The 18632-nt window shown below is 63.9% G+C and carries 17 protein-coding genes; all 17 read left to right on the top strand.

What is annotated here, in order from left to right:
* Nucleotides 1-340 precede the first annotated feature (340 nt).
* The 17 genes from NKJ80_RS27455 to NKJ80_RS27375 all read left to right on the top strand — a co-directional run bounded on the left by NKJ80_RS27455 (nt 341) and on the right by NKJ80_RS27375 (nt 18627).
* Entirely contained in the window at nt 341-1225 is an 885-nt protein-coding gene (locus tag NKJ80_RS27455; RefSeq protein ID WP_352498665.1) for a flagellin N-terminal helical domain-containing protein, read from the top strand.
* A gap of 192 nt (nt 1226-1417) precedes the next feature.
* Complete coding sequence (gene fliF / locus NKJ80_RS27450; RefSeq protein WP_352498664.1) at nt 1418-3058, top strand: flagellar basal-body MS-ring/collar protein FliF; 1641 nt, start codon at nt 1418-1420, stop codon at nt 3056-3058.
* 3 nt (nt 3059-3061) lie between these two features.
* The gene (locus NKJ80_RS27445; RefSeq protein ID WP_352498663.1) at nt 3062-3688 is read left to right on the top strand and encodes a hypothetical protein; all 627 of its coding nucleotides are present in this window, start codon (nt 3062-3064) and stop codon (nt 3686-3688) included.
* A 31-nt stretch (nt 3689-3719) separates the two neighbouring features.
* Nucleotides 3720-5066, top strand: coding sequence for a MotB family protein (locus tag NKJ80_RS27440; RefSeq protein ID WP_023683299.1), 1347 nt, complete (start codon nt 3720-3722; stop codon nt 5064-5066).
* Nucleotides 5063-6493 (top strand): MotC family chemotaxis protein, encoded by a 1431-nt coding sequence (locus tag NKJ80_RS27435; RefSeq protein ID WP_023695747.1) that lies wholly within the window; start codon nt 5063-5065, stop codon nt 6491-6493. The genes NKJ80_RS27440 and NKJ80_RS27435 overlap by 4 nt, the downstream gene beginning before the upstream one ends.
* Nucleotides 6490-7872, top strand: a complete 1383-nt coding sequence (gene fliK, locus NKJ80_RS27430; protein WP_023695746.1) for a flagellar hook-length control protein FliK — start codon at nt 6490-6492, stop codon at nt 7870-7872. The genes NKJ80_RS27435 and fliK overlap by 4 nt, the downstream gene beginning before the upstream one ends.
* The gene (locus tag NKJ80_RS27425; RefSeq protein ID WP_502902233.1) at nt 7805-8392 is read left to right on the top strand and encodes a transglycosylase SLT domain-containing protein; all 588 of its coding nucleotides are present in this window, start codon (nt 7805-7807) and stop codon (nt 8390-8392) included. Before fliK ends, NKJ80_RS27425 begins: the two co-directional genes overlap by 68 nt.
* A 220-nt stretch (nt 8393-8612) precedes the next feature.
* Nucleotides 8613-9281: a response regulator transcription factor gene (locus NKJ80_RS27420; RefSeq protein ID WP_023683295.1), complete on the top strand. Its 669-nt coding sequence runs from the start codon at nt 8613-8615 to the stop codon at nt 9279-9281.
* A 91-nt stretch (nt 9282-9372) separates the two neighbouring features.
* On the top strand, nt 9373-10626 hold the full coding sequence (locus NKJ80_RS27415) for a flagellar hook protein FlgE (RefSeq protein ID WP_023691731.1): 1254 nt from the start codon (nt 9373-9375) through the stop codon (nt 10624-10626).
* A 176-nt stretch (nt 10627-10802) separates the two neighbouring features.
* Nucleotides 10803-12257 (top strand): flagellar hook-associated protein FlgK, encoded by a 1455-nt coding sequence (flgK, locus tag NKJ80_RS27410; protein WP_023686357.1) that lies wholly within the window; start codon nt 10803-10805, stop codon nt 12255-12257.
* 3 nt (nt 12258-12260) lie between these two features.
* Nucleotides 12261-13304, top strand: coding sequence for a flagellar hook-associated family protein (locus NKJ80_RS27405; protein ID WP_023671892.1), 1044 nt, complete (start codon nt 12261-12263; stop codon nt 13302-13304).
* Nucleotides 13305-13334: 30 nt separating this feature from the next.
* The gene (gene flaF, locus NKJ80_RS27400) at nt 13335-13682 is read left to right on the top strand and encodes a flagellar biosynthesis regulator FlaF (protein WP_023671893.1); all 348 of its coding nucleotides are present in this window, start codon (nt 13335-13337) and stop codon (nt 13680-13682) included.
* The gene (gene flbT / locus NKJ80_RS27395; protein ID WP_023671894.1) at nt 13679-14122 is read left to right on the top strand and encodes a flagellar biosynthesis repressor FlbT; all 444 of its coding nucleotides are present in this window, start codon (nt 13679-13681) and stop codon (nt 14120-14122) included. Before flaF ends, flbT begins: the two co-directional genes overlap by 4 nt.
* Nucleotides 14122-14529: a flagellar hook assembly protein FlgD gene (gene flgD / locus NKJ80_RS27390; protein ID WP_023671895.1), complete on the top strand. Its 408-nt coding sequence runs from the start codon at nt 14122-14124 to the stop codon at nt 14527-14529. Before flbT ends, flgD begins: the two co-directional genes overlap by 1 nt.
* Before the next feature lie 24 nt (nt 14530-14553).
* The gene (fliQ, locus tag NKJ80_RS27385; protein ID WP_023671896.1) at nt 14554-14820 is read left to right on the top strand and encodes a flagellar biosynthesis protein FliQ; all 267 of its coding nucleotides are present in this window, start codon (nt 14554-14556) and stop codon (nt 14818-14820) included.
* Between the two features lie 71 nt (nt 14821-14891).
* Entirely contained in the window at nt 14892-16760 is a 1869-nt protein-coding gene (gene asnB / locus NKJ80_RS27380) for an asparagine synthase (glutamine-hydrolyzing) (protein WP_352498662.1), read from the top strand.
* 223 nt (nt 16761-16983) lie between these two features.
* The gene (locus tag NKJ80_RS27375) at nt 16984-18627 is read left to right on the top strand and encodes an MFS transporter (RefSeq protein WP_023671898.1); all 1644 of its coding nucleotides are present in this window, start codon (nt 16984-16986) and stop codon (nt 18625-18627) included.
* The last annotated feature ends 5 nt before the right edge of the window (nt 18628-18632 follow it).

Genomic DNA, 18632 nt, shown 5'->3' with positions numbered 1-18632 from the left:
CGCCGCTCGCCCCCCCCCACCACACCTCGCTCGGTGTCCTGGTGCCCTGCGGGGGTTTATATCTCCATTTAACTACCACCCCCCCGGGGGGCGCCCCCCACCCCGGGCCCCCCGATTCTTTTTGCGGCTGTTGATTTTCTTCCTAAATGGCGGCCGATTTTTGCTTCTGGCCAGCGCCCTGAATGGCTTGGTTTAACAGGCCATTAACCATATCCCGGTAGTCATGGTTAACCATTCCATGGCGGGCAGACCATACGGTCGATGGGCTTATGCCTACCCCCTTGATGAAGTTGATCCGGCGTGTGCGGGACACGCCAGTGTTTGAAAAGGGGTAAATATCTTGGCTAGCATCATGACGAACGCTTCGGCTCTGACCGCGCTGCAGAGCCTGAACAACACCAACAAGCAGCTTGAAACCACTCAGTCGCGCATTTCGACCGGCTACCGCGTCGCCACCGCCAGCGACAACGCCGCCTACTGGTCGATCGCCACCACGATGAAGTCCGACAACAAGGCGCTTTCGGCCGTTCAGGACGCGCTTGGCCTCGGCGCCGGCAAGGTCGACACCGCCTACACCGCCATCACCGACATCAAGGACCAGGTCGACCTGATCAAGGCCAAGCTGGTCACTGCACGCAGCGCCAGCAAGGACGACCAGCAGAAGATCGCCACTGAGATCAAGGCTATCCAGGACCAGATCAAGTCGTCGGTCACCAACGCCTCCTATGCCGGCTCGAACCTGCTGCAGAACGACGCTGCCGCGACCTCCGACCTGAAGATCGTCGCGTCCTATAACCGCACCGGCACGACCGTCGCCATCGACACCATCGACGTCAAGGCGGCCGACACGCAGGTCCTCGATCTTCCCGGCACCGGCGGCATCGTCGGCGCTCTGCTGGCGACGACCTTCTTCGATCCCAGCACAACCCAGGTCCTTCCGGCAGCCATCGACACCGCACTTGGCGCCCTTGAAACGGCGCTTGCCAAGCTGTCCACGGGCGCTGCCTATCTCGGCGCCGCCAAGTCGCGCATCGATACCCAGAAGAGCTTCCTGTCGAACCTGTCGGACTCGATCGACAAGGGCGTCGGCGCGCTGGTCGACGCCGACATGAACAAGGAATCGACGCGGCTGCAGGCCCTACAGGTCCAGCAGCAGCTCGGCATCCAGTCGCTGTCGATCGCCAACGGCAACTCGCAGTCGATCCTGGCGCTGTTCAAGCAGTAAGCCTGACCCGGCTTTCTCCTTCTTGAATTGAAGGGCCGCGCCGACAGCGCGCCCCTTTCGCTTTGTGGCTGTGTTTTGACGCATGTCGTTGACACGGAACCGCTGCACTTCCGGGCGACATGCTCTATCATCTTCGCACAAGCTTCGCGGTCTAGTGTTCCCACGGAATATCATGCTGGGAGCGCTTGAATCGTGCCGCAACAGATCCAGAGCATCATCTCGAATCTCAGGGCATTTGGCGTCAGGCGCCTTGCCATGCTGGCCGGCATTGCCGCATTGGTGATGGCCGTCATCGGCATCGGCTCGGTCTATCTCAACCGCCCTGCCTATGAGACGCTCTATGTCGGGCTCGATCGCTCCGACGTGAACCAGATCGGCCTGGTGCTCGGCGAGGCCGGCATCGGCTTCGACGTCGGCTCCGACGGCACCTCCGTGCTGGTGCCGGCCGGCACCACCGCGCAGGCGCGCATGCTGCTCGCCGAAAAGGGCCTGCCGACCAGCGCCAATGCCGGCTACGAACTGTTCGACAATGTCGGCTCGCTCGGGCTGACCTCCTTCATGCAGCAGATCACCCGCGTGCGCGCGCTGGAAGGCGAGATCGCCCGCACCATCCAGTCGATATCCGGCATCAAGGCGGCCCGCGTTCACATCGTCATGTCCGAGCGCGCCAATTTCCGCCGCGACGAACAGCAGCCCTCCGCCTCGGTGGTCATCCGCTACTCCGGCATCGATGCTGAAAAGAGCGCCATGTCGATCCGCCATCTCGTCGCCGCCGCCGTGCCGGGCCTGTCGGCCGACAAGGTTACCGTGCTCGATTCCAACGGCAATCTTCTCGCCGCCGGCGACGATCCCTCCAACACAAGTGCTGCCCGCACGCTCGGCGTCGAGCAGACCGTCGAGGCGCAGATCGGCGACAACATCCGCCGCGCGCTGACGCCTTATCTCGGCCCCGACAATTTCCGCGCCAGCGTCAAAGCCGACGTCAATACCGACACCCGCCAGACCGAAGAGACGATCTTCGATCCGGAGTCGCGCGTCGAGCGTTCCGTGCAGTCGGTGCGCGCCAACGAAAACAGCAATCAGAGGCAGGCCTCGACCCCGGCCACCGTCGAGCAGAACCTGCCCGAGACCCAGGCGACCAGCACCGATGGTCCGCAGACGTCATCGGCGAACGACCGCAAGGAGGAGATCACCAATTACGAGATCAACTCCAAGAAGATCGCCACAGTATCGAACGGCTATTCCGTTACCAAGATGTCGATCGCCGTCGTCGTCAATCAGCAGCGGCTGATGACCATCCTCGGCAAGGACGCAAGGCCCGAGCAGATCGCCAAGCGCGTTGCCGACATCCAGAAGATGGTGGCTTCGGCCACCGGCTTCGACGACAAGCGCGGCGATATCATCGATGTCTCGGCGGTCGAGTTCATCGACGGGCTCGACGGCGAGGCGGTCGAGCAGCCGGGCATAATGGCGTCGATCGGAACCCATGCCGGTACGATGATCAATGCCGGCGCGTTCATCGTCGTGGTGTTCCTGGTCGCCTTCTTCGGCCTGAGGCCAATGGCCACCGCGCTGAGCGCGCGGCCGACGCCGGCACTTGCCGGTCCGAGCTTCGACGACGTCCAGCGTTCACTGCCGACACCCGAAGCCGCCAGCGCCGAACCGGCGCCGGCTGCCTTGCCCGGCAGCCGCCCCGGCCCGACTCCACTCGACGATCTTCGCCAGAAGATCAGGCCGGCGCCGCAGGAGCGGCTTGCCCGCATGGTGGACATCAATGAGGAGCGCACCGCGCAGATCCTGCGCAAATGGGCGGCCCAGGAAGCAGCGGTATAGACCATGGCCTCGGCAGCGCTTTTCGACCTTTTGCCGGATTTCGGCGCACGCAGCCAGCGTGCCGGCCAGCCCTCGCTCGCGGCCATGGCCGAGCCAAGGCCGGAGACGTCGGCGCCGCAGGCCGACATCGGCGCGCTGATCGCCGAAGCGGTCATCGATGCCGAAGCCGCCCTTGAAGCCCGCCTTGCCATCGCCCACCAGGCAGCGCTCGAGGCGCAGAGACAGGCCAATGCCGATGAAGCAAAGGCCTTTCTGGAAAGTTTCGGCGGCGATCTCGGCGCGGTCGTCACTGCCCGTATCGAGATCATGGAGGCCAAGGTCAGCGACCTCGTCGGCGCCACCATTGCGCGCATCATTGGCGGCCTTGTCAGCGACGATCTGCAGAAGCGTTCGCTGGAAGCCCTTGCCGGCACGATCCGCGAAGCCGTCGGCGACAGCGAGGCGGTGCGCATCGCCGTGCGCGGACCGCTGTCATTGTTCGAGACGCTGAAGGCTTCGCTCGGCCCACGCGCGGCCAATCTCGATTTCATCGAGGCGCCCGGCTTCGACCTTACCGTCTCCATTGACGAGGCGGTGTTCGAAACCCGCATTGCCGAATGGTCGGCCGCCTTGTCGGAGGCCCTATCATGAGCGGGGGCCCTATTATGAACGAGTGGACGTCATGAGCGTTGTCGAGGCCGCAGACGCCAGGCACGAGATCATCATCGTGCGGCGCAATCACGACGACCACGACGACGCCCACCATGGCGGCGTCTGGAAGATTGCCTTTGCCGATTTCATGACCGCCATGATGTGCTTCTTCCTCGTCATGTGGCTGATCAACGCCGCCAACGAGCAGACCAAGGCGGCCGTTGCCAGCTACTTCAATCCGGTCAAGCTGGTCGATCGCAACGCCAGCCGCAAGGGCCTCGAAGACCTCGGCGATGGCCCGAGCAAGGTCGGGCTGACGGCCGACGACCCGCGGGACAAGACCAGCAAGGCCGGACAGGACGGCATCGGCGGCGCCGGCACCTCGGACAAGAAGCAATCGAAGGAATCGGCGCCGAAGACCGATCTTTCCGACGAGCATCTGTTTGCCGATCCCTATGCTGTGCTGTCGGAAATCGCCACCGACACCGGCGTCATGCAAAATGTCAGCGAGAAGGGCGATGGCGGCGCGCAGGCGTCCGGCCCGGCTACCGGCGCATCCGGCGGCCAATCCTACCGCGACCCGTTCGCGCCGGATTTCTGGTCGCAGCAGGTGGCTGCACCAGGCGCCGAAGCCACCGCCGAACGCACCAAGATCGAAGGCGATCCCCTGAAGCCGGGTGACAAGGCGGCACAGACGCAAGTGGCGGAGGTGAAGGCCGTGCCGGCCGCGCCGCCAGTGGCCGCGGCGCCGCTCGAGCCGCTGGCGAAATCCGTTTCCGATAAGCCGCTGACCAAGGCTGAAGCCAAAGCAGAGGCCAAGGCTGAAGCAGCGAAGGCCGAAATTGCAAAGGCCGAAGCCGCCGAAGCACAACCCGCACCCAAACCCGAAGCCGCAGAAAAAGCGCCGACGGCCGCCACTGTTAGAGCCGCGGCGCAGGTCAAGCAGGAACTGGCCGAGGCCTTCAAGCCAGGCGACAAATTGCATGATGGCGTCTCCGTCGAAGCCACCGACAAGGGTGTCGTCATTTCGATCACGGACCAGTTCGATTTCGGCATGTTCGAGATCGGATCGGCTGTGCCTAGGCGTGAACTGGTGCTGGCGATGGAAAAGATCGGCCGCATCGTCAACGAGCAGAAAGGCACGATCAGCATCAACGGCCACACCGACGCGCGGCCGTTCCGCAGCGACACTTACGACAATTGGCGGCTGTCCACGGCGCGCGCCCATTCCGCCTATTACATGCTGGTGCGCGGCGGCGTCGACGAGCGCCGCATCACCGAGGTCGCCGGCTTCGCCGATCGCGAGCCGAAAATTGCAGCCGACCCGATGGCGGCCGCGAACCGCCGCATCGAAATCCTGATGGCGACCGACGGATGAGGCGCGCCGCGATCATCGGCCGCGCCGTCGGGCTGCTGCTGCTGAGCGCTGTCCATCCGCCATCGGCCTTCGCCGAGGACGGCTTGCAGCCCTATCAGCTGGTGCGCTCGCTGCAGCTTGTGCAGGACCGCATCGCCGCCGGCGATCACGCCGCGCTGCCGATGCAGGCCAAGCTGCTCGAAATGGCCGACACAAGGCTGCGCGCGGCGGACGCAGATGATTTCAGCGACCCGAAGAATTTTCGCGCCTTGCTGGTCTATGGCATGAGTGGCGGCAACCCCGTCACCGTCGAGGCGGCGGTGTCGCGCGCCAAGACCGACCCGCAAAGCCTGACCATCGCCAAGGGCATTGTCGATTATCTGAACGGCCGGCAGGCGGCTGCGATCGAGGCGCTGAAGCCGATCGATCCGATGACCCTGCCCCCCGATGTCGGTGCCTTTCTGGCGCTGGTCAAGGGCTCGCTTCTCGCCACCGAGCAACCGGTCAGCGCGCTTGCGCTGCTCGACGATGCTCGCCTGCTCAGCCCCGGCACGCTGGTCGAGGAAGCAGCGCTGCGCCGCTCGGTCGGCATCGCCGCCGCGCAAGGCGACGGTGCGCGTTTCGCGCTTGCCTCAACCCAATACGTCGAAGACTACCTCTATTCGCCCTATGCCAGCCAGTTCGCCGACGCCTTCGTCTCCGGCGTCATCACGCTGCACATGGCGATCAGCCAGGACAAGCTCGCCGACATCACCGCAATGATGGATCCAGAACGCGAGAAGGTGATCTATCTGCGCATCGCCCGCCGCGCCGCGATCGACGGCTTTGCCGATCTCTCCGCCTTTGCCTCGGCCAGGGCTGAACGGGGCCGCGACGGCATCCACAATCAGGACGATCCGCGCGCCCAGCTCTATTCCAGCCTGTCCACGGTAACGTCCGGCACCATCGGCGAGGTCCGCGCCAAGCTGGACAAGATCGATCGCAACCAGCTTTCGCAAAGCGACCGCGACCTGCTCGATGCCGCGCAGGCCGTGGCGGGTGAAGTCATCGCCCCGCCGGCGCCGCTGCCTGCCGAAAAGCCCGCACCTGCCGCGGCCAGGCAGGAGCCGGTCAAGACCGCGGCCGTGGAAAGACCCGACGAGCCAGAGCTGCCGCCGGTCGAAGGCGCGATGCCGGAACAGCCAGCCGCCACAACGTCGAGTGAACAGCCCGCAACCGACCAACCGAAGGCGGCAAGTGAGCCGGCCGCGCAGGCACCGAGCACGCCAGAGGCAAAGGCGGCGGAAACGCCTGCAGTCGCCTCGGCCAGCGATGCGGCTCCGGTCGTGCCGGCATCGGTGCCGGCCCCCGCCGCAGTAGAGCCTACCGATCCCACCGACGCCGCCATGGCGAGGACGCGTCACCAGCTCGATTTGATCGACCAGATGCTTGGAGCAGCCCCGAAATGACCACCAATGTTGGCCAGGCCCTGCCGGCTCCCGCGCACGCCGGATCGAAGCAGTCGGCCTCAAACGCCAAAGGTGGCGACAAAAGCTTCGGCGACATGGTGCGCGGCGACGACGATGCGCCGACACCGATAGGCCAGGGAGCAATTGAGGCCGCGTCGCACGAGCTGCATTGGGCCAAACGCAGCCCTGCCGGTCCCGGCAAAAGCGAAATCCCACACACCCAGTCTGGCAAGACGGGGACGAAATCCGCTGCCGGCAAGGCCGCAAAAGAACATGCCGATAGTCGCCCGGACAAACCATCCAACGACGCTGAAGTGGCCGGACGAGACGCGGATGCAGGACCGCTGCAGGATCATTTGCCATTGGTGCTGGCGCTGCACGATATCAGGCATTTCTCAACGGTCCGGACAAGCGGGAACGGCATCGCGACGAATGGACAGACTGGGCAACCGGCGCCCGCTGGCGAGGCCATTTCTGCACAGACGTCGCCTCTGAAGAGACACCGCGCAGCTTCCGGCATTGACGACAGACTCGACACGACGACGCGATCCGAACGGGCCAAGACCGGTACCAGCGTATCAGCACGGGATCAGGGGCAAAAGCTGCCCGCGATCGGGCTCCAGTCCGGCAAACTGCCGCATCAGGATGGTCCGACGCCTCCTCTACCGGCGGACCAGACGGCAAGCGACGTTTCGGCACCCGAGGCAAAACGGTCCGCGCCGTCGGCGAAGTCCGTCGATGGAGCCCATTCCGCGGCATCGTCCACACAGGGAAAACAGCCGCCATTCGCTGCGCGCGTCGACATTGTCGCCGAGCAGAGTTTCCCGGCCCCGGCGCAAAGCCCGATGAACCAGACGACTTCGGCGCTTATCGACGCGCTGGCTTCGGATAGCGGCCTGCGGCAAGCGGTTTCGACGCCGTCGACGACCGCCCAGACGGCCGGTTCTGTTGCCGTTCCGACACATATATTGAAGATCGAGCTTCACCCGGCAGAGCTCGGCATGGTCACCGCCAGTCTCAGGCTTTCCGGAGAACAACTTTCGATAGAATTGAAGCCCGAAACCCATGAGGCTTACCGCCGTCTCGCCACCGACAGCGACGCCATCGTGAAGTCGTTGCGCGGGCTCGGCTTCGATGTCGACAAGGTCACCATCCTGCAACCCTCGATAGCGATCCACGCAGCGGCCCGCAGCGATGCAGCGAACTCGCATATGCCGCAAGGCCGCGACCAGTCCGCTTTTCAGCCCGGAAACTCGAGCGGCAACAATACGGGTTCGGGCGGCCAGCAGTCGGGAAGAAGCCGCAATGATGATGCCCAGGAATTCGGCCGCGCTGGCGCGCCTGCTCGCGAGCGCGCTGGCGACGATATGTTTATCTAGCCTCGCCACCAAGCCGGCCACCGCCGCCACCAACCCTTGCGAGCCCGAGATCTTGCGTGCCGCCGACCGCTATGGCGTGCCCGCCGGCATCCTCTATGCGGTCGGGCTGACCGAGACCGGCAAGAAGGGTAGCTTGCAACCTAACGTCATGAATATAGAGGGAAAAGCGGTATTTCCAAGGAGCCGCACTGAGGCCCTAGCCGCCTTCGAAGCAGCCCGACGTGAGGGCAAGACGCTGATCGACCTCGGCTGCATGCAGATCAACCATCACTATCACGCCGCGCATTTCCGCAGCGTCGGCGACATGCTCGACCCGCGCCAGAATGTCGACTATGCCGCGCGCTTCCTGGCCAGCCTGCATGCGCGTCATGTCAGCTGGTCGATGGCCGTCGCCCGCTACCACGCCGGCCCCGACAATGACCCCGCGCAGAAATTCTATGTCTGCCGCGTCATCGCCAATATGGTCGCCACCGGCTTCGGCAAATGGACCCCGAACGCCCGCAACTTTTGCAACCCTTAGGTGAATCATCTCTTGCGAACGGCTGCAAATCCACGCCCGGCGGGTGACGTGCCACGTCACCCGTTCGGCAACCAACGATACAACCTCCTGATTGCGGTTATTTCGAAACTCGAAATAACTCCCAAGAAAATAGCTACAAGAAATGATGGTTGTTCAGGATTCCCGGCACCGGTTACGGCTCTTCCCACGGGGCAGATGATCTGATTCGGGGGCGGGGCCGATGATTGTAATCGTTGACGAGCGAGAGCTCGTAACTGAAGGCTACAATTCACTTTTCGATCGTGAGGGCGTTGCCTGTGCAGGCTTCGCGTCCGGTGAATTCGGCGAGTGGGTGACATCGGCCGCCGACACGGATTTGCGATCGGTCCGAGCCTTCCTCATTGGCGACTGCCGCGAAGGCGCCATCTCGCCACGCCAGATCCGCGACCGCACCGGCGCTCCGGTCATTGCGCTGAGCGAACAGCACTCGCTCGAGAATACGCTGCGGCTGTTCGAGAGCGGTGTCGACGACGTCATACGCAAGCCGGTCCATATCCGGGAGATCCTGGCCCGCATCACCGCCATCCGCCGCCGCGCCCATGAGGACGTCAGCTACACCGAGATCGGCGCCATGCGCATCTTCATGGACGGCCGCGATCCCGAGATCGATGGCCAGCCGTTGCCTCTGCCGCGCCGCGAACGCCGCATCCTCGAATATCTGGCGAGCAACCGCGGACGCCGCGTCACCAAGACCCAGGTCTTCAACGCCATCTACGGCATCTTCGACGAAGAGGTCGAGGAGAACGTCGTCGAGAGCCACATCTCCAAATTGCGCAAGAAGCTGCGCGAAAAGCTCGGCCAGGACCCGATAGATTCCAAGCGCTTCCTTGGCTACCGGCTGGTGTTCTGATGGCGGTCTGCGCCAGCCTCGCGCAAGACAGAAATTATATCCTCGCGACCACAGATGGGCCCAACGATGTTGGGCATTGAGGAGACGTTCGATGAGCCTTTACGGAATGATGCGGACCGGCGTTTCCGGCATGAACGCGCAGGCCAACCGCCTTTCGGCCACAGCCGACAACATCGCCAATTCCGACACCACCGGCTACAAGCGATCCTCGGCCGAGTTTTCGACGCTGATCATGCCGCAGGTCGGCGGCGCCTATAATTCCGGCGGCGTCAACACCACCATCCGCTCGGCCATCAGCGCCCAGGGCGTGCTGCAGTACACGACCTCGGTTTCCGACCTTGCGGTCAACGGCAACGGTTTCTTCGTCGTCCAGGACCCCAGCGGAACGCCTTTCCTCACCCGCGCCGGCGCATTCGTTCCCGACGCTCAGGGCAGACTGGTCAACGCCGCCGGCTACCAGCTGATGGCCTACAGCTACGCCAACGGCACACCGGCTGCCACCGCCAACGGTTTCGAAGGGCTGGTGCCGGTCCAGATCTCCGACCAGGAAATGACCGCGACGCCCAGCACCGCGGGCAACTTCAACGCCAATCTGCCGGCCGGCGCCACGCCGCCCGCCGGTCCGCTGCCGTCCACCAACAGCCCGACGGCGGAATACACGTCGAAATCCTCGATGGTCACCTACGACAATCTCGGCAACAAGAAGCTGCTCGACCTCTATTTCACCAACACCGGGACCGGCACCTGGTCGGTCTCTGTGTTCGACCAGTCCCAGGCGACGCCGGGCACATCCTTTCCCTATACGGGCGGCGCGCTGGCCACGGCCAACCTGACCTTCGACACCACCACCGGCAAACTCACCGGCGCCGTCGATTCGATTACCATCCCCGTACCGGGCGGTGCGTCGCTCGACCTCGATTTGTCCAAGCTGACTCAGCTCGGCACCGGCTTCACGGTCTCCGAAGCCAAGGTCAACGGCAACGCGCCCAGCACGATCGAAAAGATCCAGATCGGCGAGGACGGAGTCATTTACGCCCAGTATCAGGACGGCTCGACCAAGCCGCTGTTCAAGATCCCACTGGCCGACGTCCAGAGCGCCGACAACCTCACCGCACTGCCTGGCAATGTCTATGCGCAGTCCACCGACTCCGGCACCGTGCGCATCGGCTTCGCCAATGAAGGCAAGCTCGGCAGCATCATCTCCGGCGCGTTGGAAAATTCCAACGTCGATATCGCCGAGGAATTGACCAACATGATCGCGGCGCAGCGCAGCTACACCGCTAACTCGAAAGTGTTCCAGACCGGTTCCGACCTCATGGATGTCCTTGTCAACCTGAAGAGATAAACGACGGGCGCCAGGGGAATGAACCCAAACCAGAGCAGCGCGGTGCGCGGATTTCGAATTCAAGGCCACACCGGCAAACCGGCCGGGGTGGTCTGGAATTGCAGGTTTCCGAACGCCGACGCCGCCGACAGGGCAGAGACGTCATCCCCTCCCCACTGGCCTCGTGAAAGACCCGCATGTCGCTGACTTCCGCATTGACCATAGCCCAACAGTCGCTTCAGACCACATCGAAGCAGACCAGCGTCCTTTCCCGCAATATTGCCGACGCCAGCAACCCCGACTATGCCCGCCGCACGGCGGTCGTCGTCAGCAGCGCGCCCGGCGCCCGCTCGGTCGAGATCCAGCGCGCCACCAACGCCCTGCTGTTTCGCCAGAACCTTAGCGCGCAATCGGCATGGAGCGGCCAGAGCACGCTTTACAGCGGAATTGACCGCCTCGCCGTTGCCGTCAACGGCGTCGACAACGCCTCCTCTGCCTCGACCGCGATCGGCAAGCTGCAGAACGCGCTGCAGCTTTACGCCGCTACGCCATCCAACCAGAACCTCGGCTCCAGCGTCATCGACGCGGCCCAGCAGGTGGTGCGCGCTCTGAACGACGGCACCAACGCGATCCAGGATTTCCGCACCCAGGCCGATGGCGAGATATCAACGGCGGTTAACGATCTCAACTCGCTGCTTAGTCAGTTCCAGGACGCCAACAAGGCGGTCATCTCCGCAACCCGTTCGGGTACCGACGCATCCGACGCGCTCGACCAGCGCGACGCTTTGCTGAAGAAGATCGCGGACTATGTGCCGGTGTCGACCTTCACGCGTGGCGACAACGACATGGTCATCACCACCAAGGATGGCACGACACTGTTCGAGACCATTCCGCGCTCGGTAAGTTTCACCCCGTCGGCGGGCTACACGGCCGGCACACCAGGCAACACCATCTACATCGACAATGTGCCGGTCAGCGCCGGGGCTGGCGGCAACACCAGCGCCGACGGCAAGCTCGCCGGGCTCATCACCTTGCGCGACGGCGTCGCGGCGACGATGCAGAGCCAGCTCGACGAAGTGGCGCGCGGCCTCATCACCGCCTTTGCCGAAACAGCACCTTCGCAGCCCGACCGAACCGGCCTGTTCACCTGGTCGGGTGCGCCCGCCATTCCGGCCGCCGGCACGCTGATCGACGGGCTTGCCGGCTCGATCAAGGTCAACGCCGCAATGGACTCGAGCGTCGGCGGCAATCCGGTGCTGCTGCGCGACGGCGGCGCCAATGGTGCGGCCTATATCGCCAACACTGCCGGCAACGCCTCCTATTCGCAGCTCTTGATCGGCTATGGCGACAAGCTCGACAAGCCGATGCCTTTCGACGCTGCGGCCGGCATCACCGTCACGTCCAGCGTGTCCGACTACGCCGCCAATGCCATTGGCTGGTTCGAAGGCCAGCGCCAGCAGGCCTCGAGCAACGCCGACGCCAAGGAAGCGCTGGCATCGCGCACCGCCGAGGCGCTGTCCAACGACACCGGCGTCAATGTCGACCAGGAGATGTCGCTGCTGCTCGACCTCGAACACACCTATCAGGCCTCGGCGCGCATGATGAAAACCGTCGACGACATGCTGTCGGCCCTGCTCGATGCCGTAGGATAAGCCATGAAAGCCACATCCGTCTCATCAGCCGCCCTCTCCAACGCCGCGCGCTATCAGCAGATGCGCATGCAGGCCGAACTGGTCAAAGCCACCAAGGAATCGACGACCGGCACCGTCGCCGATGTCGGTCTGGCGCTCGGCGCGCGCACCTCGCAGGCGGTCACCTTCTCGCGCGACCTCGACCGGTTGAACGTCATCATCGATTCCAATTCGCTGGTCACCGCGCGGCTGTCCTCGACGCAGGCTGCGCTTGGCCAGCTTTCCGACACTGCGCAGAATTTGCTGACCGCGCTGACCGCCGCCGGCAATTCCTCGAGCACCATCACGCAGCAAGCCGGCAAGGCCGCCGTGCAGCAGATGACCTCTATCCTCAACGCCAGCGTCAACGGCGAATATCTGTTTGCCGGCACCAACACCGACGTCAAGCCGATCGACGATTTCACCGCCGCGGGCTCGCCGGCCAAGGCGGCGTTCGACGCTTCCTTCTCGTCGTATTTCGGCTTCACGCAGGCCGATCCGCTCGCTGCCAACATCACCGCCGCCCAGATGGACGGCTTCATCACCAGCAATGTCTTGCCGCAGTTCATGGGCTCCGGCTGGCAGGCCAACTGGTCGAACGCCACCGACCAGCAGATCGTCAGCCGCATTTCGCTGGGCGAAACCACCCAAACCTCGGCCAGCGCCAATGACGACAGCATCCGCAAGCTCGCCATGGCTTCCGCCCTGATCACCGGCCTGCTCTCCGGCAATATCAGCCAGGCGGCGAAGACCACCGTTGTCGGCCGCGCCCAGGCGATGGTCGGCGAGGCGCTGGGCGGGCTAGGGCAACTGCAGGCCGAGACCGGCCTTGCCGAGAAGCGGGTCTCCGACGCCAGCGACCGCATGAAGACGCAGGTCGACCTGTTCGAGCGCCATATCCTTGATCTGGAAGGCGTCGACCCCGCCGAGGCAGCCACCCGCGTCGCGGATCTGACGCAGCATATCGAGACGTCCTTCGCGCTGACCGCGCGCCTGCAGCAGATGAGCCTGCTGAACTACCTGACCTGACAATCTCAACCGCAACGGTAGAGCCAAACGATGTACCAATTCTCCTACGCCGACATCCAGACCGACTCCGTTGCCGATGCGAAAGATCGCGAGCGGCAGCTTTTGACCCGCTCGATCGAAATGCTGGCGGCGGCGGCGGCGGTCGGCCACACCTCGATGGAGGCGGTCGAAGCGCTGCACTTCACCAACCGGGTCTGGACCACCTTCGTCGAGGATCTCGGTTCCAGCGACAATGTCCTGCCCAAGGAACTGCGCGCCAACCTCATCTCCATCGGCCTGTGGCTGCTGCGCGAGGCCGAGGACATCCGCCAGGGCCGCACCGACAATTTCGAAGGGCTGATCGAAGTGTCCCAGATCATCCGGGACGGCATTCAATGACCAACACGCTGAAGATATCGCTGAAGCCGAACGAGAAGATCTACATCAACGGCGCCGTCATCCGCGTCGACCGCAAGGTCACCGTCGAGCTGATGAACGACGTACAGTTCCTGCTCGAGAACCATGTCATCCAGGCCGACGATGCCTTGACGCCGCTCAAGCAGCTCTATTTCATCCTGCAGGTGATGCTGATGAACCCGGCCGGCGCCATCGAGGCGCGCGCCATGTTCCGCCGCTCGCTGCCCTTGCTTTTGGCAAGCTTCGAGGATGAGCAGATCAGTGGCGCGCTGAAGCAGATCGACCGCATGGTCGGCGAAGACCATATCTATGAAGCGCTGAAGGCTATCCGTGCGCTTTATCCGCTCGAACGCCGCGCACTTGGCGGCAATGACGATGTTCAGGGTGCGAAGCGCCCGCTGGCCGTGGGAGCACAATACTGATGAATGTGGACATGACGACGACGATCCCCACGGGCGCCAACCAGGGCACCCAGCAGACGTCGAAGACAGCGGTCGACTACCAGTCGTTCCTGAAGCTGTTGATCGCCGAGATGAAGAACCAGGATCCGACGAAACCGATGGATTCGACACAGTATGTAGCCCAGCTCGCCACCTTCTCGCAGGTAGAGCAATCGGTGCAGACCAACACCAAGCTCGACCAGATCATGCAGTCGTCGGCGCTGTCGCAGGCCGATGCCTTGATCGGCCGCTCGATCACCTCGGCCGACGGCAAGACGACCGGCGTCGTGGCCTCGGTCAAGCTTGCAAGCAACGGCGTGATCGCCGTGTTGCAGAACGGCACCGAAGTGCCGGTCGGCGCGGGCGTTTCGATAAAGCCGGCCAGCTAGACAGTTCCATAGAGGCGCGCTCACATGAACGAGGCCGACGCACTCGACATCGTCCAGTACGCGGTATGGACGGTGCTTGTTGCTTCCGCGCCGGTGGTGCTGGTCGCCATGGTGGTCGGCATCGGCATTGCCCTGATCCAGGCCCTGACCCAGATCCAGGAAATCACCCTGACCTTCGTGCCCAAGATCGTCGCCATCATGCTGGTCGTGGCGCTGACCGGTCCGTTCATCGGCAGCCAGATCTCGGCCTTCACCAACGTCATTTTCGAGCGCATTGAAAACGGGTTCTAGGCAGCGCTTGCAGGCGGCTGTGTTCCGGCTAGATTGCAGGCCATGACTCAGGCAGAACTCACCGGCAGGCCATGTGCGGAATAGCCGGCGTCTGGCGCAAACGAAACCCGATCGACGCCAACGACCTGTCGGATGTCGCCAGCATGATGCAGGCGCTGGTACATCGCGGCCCCGACGATCATGACAGCTGGCACAACAATCGGCTGGCCCTCGGTCACCGCCGACTGACCATCATCGATCCCTCGCCCGCCGCCCGTGAGCCGATGCTGACTTCTTCCGGCAATGGCGTTCTCGTCTACAATGGCGAGGTCTACAATTACCGCTCGCTGCGCGAAACGCTGCAGGCGCAAGGCGTCGTCTTTCGAACCATCTGCGATGCCGAAGTGGTTCTCGAAGCCTTGCATCACTGGGGTCCCGAAAAAGCCGTGCCGCTGTTCGACGGGATGTTTTCCTTCGCCTATTTCGACGCTCGCAGCAGTGCGCTGTGGCTTGCGCGTGACCGTCTTGGAATCAAGCCGATGTCGGTGGCCGACACGCCGGAGCGAATCCTGTTCGCCTCGGAGGACAAGGCGATCCTCGCCTGCGACGGTTTTCCGCGCGACATCGACAGCCGCGAGATCACCTTGCGGCTTGCCTGGCAGAGCCGCGATTCCAGCTACAGCCTGTTCGACCGCATCGAGCGCCTGCCGCCCGCCGGCCTGTGGAAGATCACCGATGGCGTTATCGAGAAGCGCCGCTTCTGGCATGTGCTGGACGTGCTGGAGACCGCGCGCATTACCGGCGATGCATCCGCTGATGCTGAACACATGGCGACGCTCGAGGCGTTGCTCAAGGACAGCGTCGGACTTCACTGCATCGCCGATACCAGCGTTGCCACCGCCTGCAGCAGCGGTGTCGATTCCGGCCTGATAACGGCGCTGGCAAAGCGGTTCAGGCCGGAAGTCCACGGTTATGTCGTCGACCCGCAGCTCGGCAACAGCGAGGCCGAAGACGCCGAACGCACCGGCCGCCATGTCGGCGTGCCCTTGCGCCGGGTGCCGGTCGACAGGAACCGGTTTTTCGAACTTTGGCCAAGGGTAATCTGGCATCTTGAAAGCGATGGCTGGCACGCCAGCCATGTCGCACTGCTGGCGCTTGCCGAACGATGCCGGGCCGATGGCGTCAAGGTGCTGCTCACCGGCGAAGGCGCAGACGAATTGTTTGGCGGCTACCCCTTGCAGGCCTTGAGCATGAAGAAGTGGCGTTCCTGGTCGTGGCCCCGGCGCCTGGTCCATTCGAAGCGCTCGCTCGACCGGAGATTCGAGCAACAGCGTCATGCCCCCTACAAGGTCTCGGCTGGAAGCCACTCACAAATGGATCGCAGCATGGTCCTGCGTGCTTTGTCGCCGGAGCTGAATTTTCTGCAAACCGAGATCTTCGACCGCCTGGAGCCGGTTATGCCGCCCGCGGATCGCGCCTTTCTCGGTTGTTGCCTCTACGACCTCTATTCGCATCTGCAGGACATCCTGCACCGGCACGACCGGCTGAGCATGGCGGCGTCCGTGGAACTGCGGGTCCCGTTCCTGGAAAACCGCCTGATCGACTTCGCCATCCATTTGCCGAGGCGGCAGAAATACCGCGACAAAACAGGAAAATGGCTTTTGCGAAAGGTCGCTGAAAAGCATATTCCGCGCCAGAACGTCCAGGCGCGCAAGATCGGCTTCGAGATGTCGTCGCAATTTTCGGCCGGCACGGAGACTTTGCTACGCGGCGGTTTCCTGCGCGATGCCTTGAAATGGCCCGCCGCGAATTTGGAGGACATGGTCCAGTTGGCGCGGCGCGAGCAACCGTCCAGGCTGCGGCTTGTCGGCATGGAGCTTTTCCTGCGCCTTCACGCCGGCGGCGAGACGACAGGCACGCTGACCGAAGCCTTGCATACCGCTGCCCGGGACAGAAGCTGACTTCGCGCGCGGCCGACAGCCCCGCGCAGTGGACCAATGAGAACATCGCTCTGGGTAGCGGACCATTCCCGGCTGACGTATTTTCGCCTTGCTATCCTGTTGTTGGACCATGATCTTTTTCGAAGACGCGTTCGCCCTTTTGGATGTCGTGCTCTATTTCAAACGGATGCCATGATTGTCGTCCCCGCGGACGAAACCAGCACGTTAAGGTGGGACAGGTCTGATGATCGATGACGAGCCGGACAGCGAACGCGTTTCGGCGCTGGCGCCGTTCCGGCACGGCATCTTCCGCGCCGTCTGGTCGGCCAGCCTGGTGTCGAATTTCGGTGGCCTGATCCAGGGCGTCGGCGCCGCCTGGATGATGACCACCATCGCCACGTCGCCCTATCAGGTGGCGCTGGTCCAGGCCTCGGCCACTCTGCCGATCATGCTGTTTGCACTCGTCGCCGGCGCCATCGCCGACAGCTTCAACCGGCGCAAGGTGATGCTGATCGCCCAAATCTTCATGCTGGTCGTCTCTGCACTTCTAACGCTGTTCACCTGGAACGGCTGGATGACGCCGTGGACGCTGCTTGCCTTCACCTTCCTAATCGACAGCGGCACGGCGCTCAACAACCCGTCCTGGCAGGCATCGGTCGGCGACATGGTGCCGCGCAACAAGCTGCCGGCCGCGGTTGCACTCAATTCACTGGGCTTCAACCTGACACGCAGCGTCGGCCCGGCGATCGGCGGCATCATCGTTGCCGCCGCTGGTGCGGCTGCTGCGTTCGCCGCCAATGCGCTGAGCTATATAGGTCTCATCATCGTGCTCTTCCGCTGGAAGCCGGAGCTGCCGGTCTCGACGCTGCCGCGCGAGACGCTGGGCGCCGCCATGGGCGCCGGCCTGCGCTATGTCGCCATGTCGCCCAACATCGGCAAGGTGCTGGTCAGGGGCTCCGCCTTCGGCTTCAGCGCCGGCGCGGTTTTGGCGCTGCTGCCGCTGGTGGCGCGCGACGTCGTCAAGGGCGATGCCTTGACCTACGGCATCATGCTCGGCGCCTTCGGCATCGGCGCCGTCGGCGGCGCGCTGATAAGCGTGCGTCTCAGACAATTGCTGTCCAGCGAGACGATGGTGCGGATGGCCTTCGCCGGCTTTGCCGTCTGCGCCTTCAATGCCGCCATCAGCCTCAATGCCTGGCAGACTGCGGCGGGTTTGCTCATCGGCGGCGCCTGCTGGGTGATCGCGCTGTCGCATTTCAACGTCACGGTGCAGATGTCGACGCCGCGCTGGGTCGTCGGCCGGGTGCTGTCGGTCTACCAGACGGCGACCTTCGGCGGCATTGCGCTGGGCAGCTGGATCTGGGGCGTCGTTGCCGATGCGCATGGCGCCGAAACCGCGCTGATTGCGGCGGCCATCGCGATGCTTGTTGGCGGCGCCATCGGCCTGTTCCTGCCGCTGCCGCAGCAGACGACTCTCAACCTCGACCCGCTCAACCGCTTCAAGGAGCCGCATCTCGGCCTCGACCTGAAGCCGCGCAGCGGCCCCATCGCCATCATGATAGAGTACATTATCCGCGACGAAGATGTACCCGAATTCCTCGCCACCATGGCCGAGCGCGGGCGCATCCGCCGCCGCGACGGCGCCCGCAACTGGACGCTGGCTCGGGACCTAGAAAATCCCGCAGTCTGGATCGAACACTACCACACGCCGACCTGGCTGGAATACATCCGCCACAACCGGCGCGCCACCCATGCCGACGCCGTCGTCGGCGAGCGGGTGCGGGCGCTGCACAGCGGCGACGAACCGCCGCGCGTGCGCCGCCTGATCGAGCGCCCGACGACCGCCGGCACCGCGCTGGTCTCGCCGAAGGGGCCGATCGACCACTGAGCTCG

The sequence above is a fragment of the Mesorhizobium sp. M0030 genome (genome assembly GCF_040323695.1).
In the GTDB taxonomy this organism is placed as follows: domain Bacteria; phylum Pseudomonadota; class Alphaproteobacteria; order Rhizobiales; family Rhizobiaceae; genus Mesorhizobium.
The sequence above is the reverse complement of the archived record's forward strand: the minus strand, read 5'-3'. Positions and strand labels throughout refer to the sequence as shown.

Bases quoted from the DNA above. Each gene is read 5' to 3' on its own strand.
- NKJ80_RS27405 (WP_023671892.1), top strand. From the start codon at position 12,261: ATGAAAGCCACATCCGTCTCATCAGCCGCCCTCTCCAACGCCGCGCGC.
- NKJ80_RS27435 (WP_023695747.1), top strand. From the start codon at position 5,063: ATGAGGCGCGCCGCGATCATCGGCCGCGCCGTCGGGCTGCTGCTGCTG.
- fliQ (WP_023671896.1), top strand. From the start codon at position 14,554: ATGAACGAGGCCGACGCACTCGACATCGTCCAGTACGCGGTATGGACG.
- NKJ80_RS27415 (WP_023691731.1), top strand. From the start codon at position 9,373: ATGAGCCTTTACGGAATGATGCGGACCGGCGTTTCCGGCATGAACGCG.
- NKJ80_RS27420 (WP_023683295.1), top strand. From the start codon at position 8,613: ATGATTGTAATCGTTGACGAGCGAGAGCTCGTAACTGAAGGCTACAAT.
- asnB (WP_352498662.1), top strand. From the start codon at position 14,892: ATGTGCGGAATAGCCGGCGTCTGGCGCAAACGAAACCCGATCGACGCC.
- flgK (WP_023686357.1), top strand. From the start codon at position 10,803: ATGTCGCTGACTTCCGCATTGACCATAGCCCAACAGTCGCTTCAGACC.
- NKJ80_RS27440 (WP_023683299.1), top strand. From the start codon at position 3,720: ATGAGCGTTGTCGAGGCCGCAGACGCCAGGCACGAGATCATCATCGTG.
- flbT (WP_023671894.1), top strand. From the start codon at position 13,679: ATGACCAACACGCTGAAGATATCGCTGAAGCCGAACGAGAAGATCTAC.
- NKJ80_RS27445 (WP_352498663.1), top strand. From the start codon at position 3,062: ATGGCCTCGGCAGCGCTTTTCGACCTTTTGCCGGATTTCGGCGCACGC.
- NKJ80_RS27425 (WP_502902233.1), top strand. From the start codon at position 7,805: ATGCCCAGGAATTCGGCCGCGCTGGCGCGCCTGCTCGCGAGCGCGCTG.
- flgD (WP_023671895.1), top strand. From the start codon at position 14,122: ATGAATGTGGACATGACGACGACGATCCCCACGGGCGCCAACCAGGGC.
- flaF (WP_023671893.1), top strand. From the start codon at position 13,335: ATGTACCAATTCTCCTACGCCGACATCCAGACCGACTCCGTTGCCGAT.
- NKJ80_RS27375 (WP_023671898.1), top strand. From the start codon at position 16,984: ATGATCGATGACGAGCCGGACAGCGAACGCGTTTCGGCGCTGGCGCCG.
- fliK (WP_023695746.1), top strand. From the start codon at position 6,490: ATGACCACCAATGTTGGCCAGGCCCTGCCGGCTCCCGCGCACGCCGGA.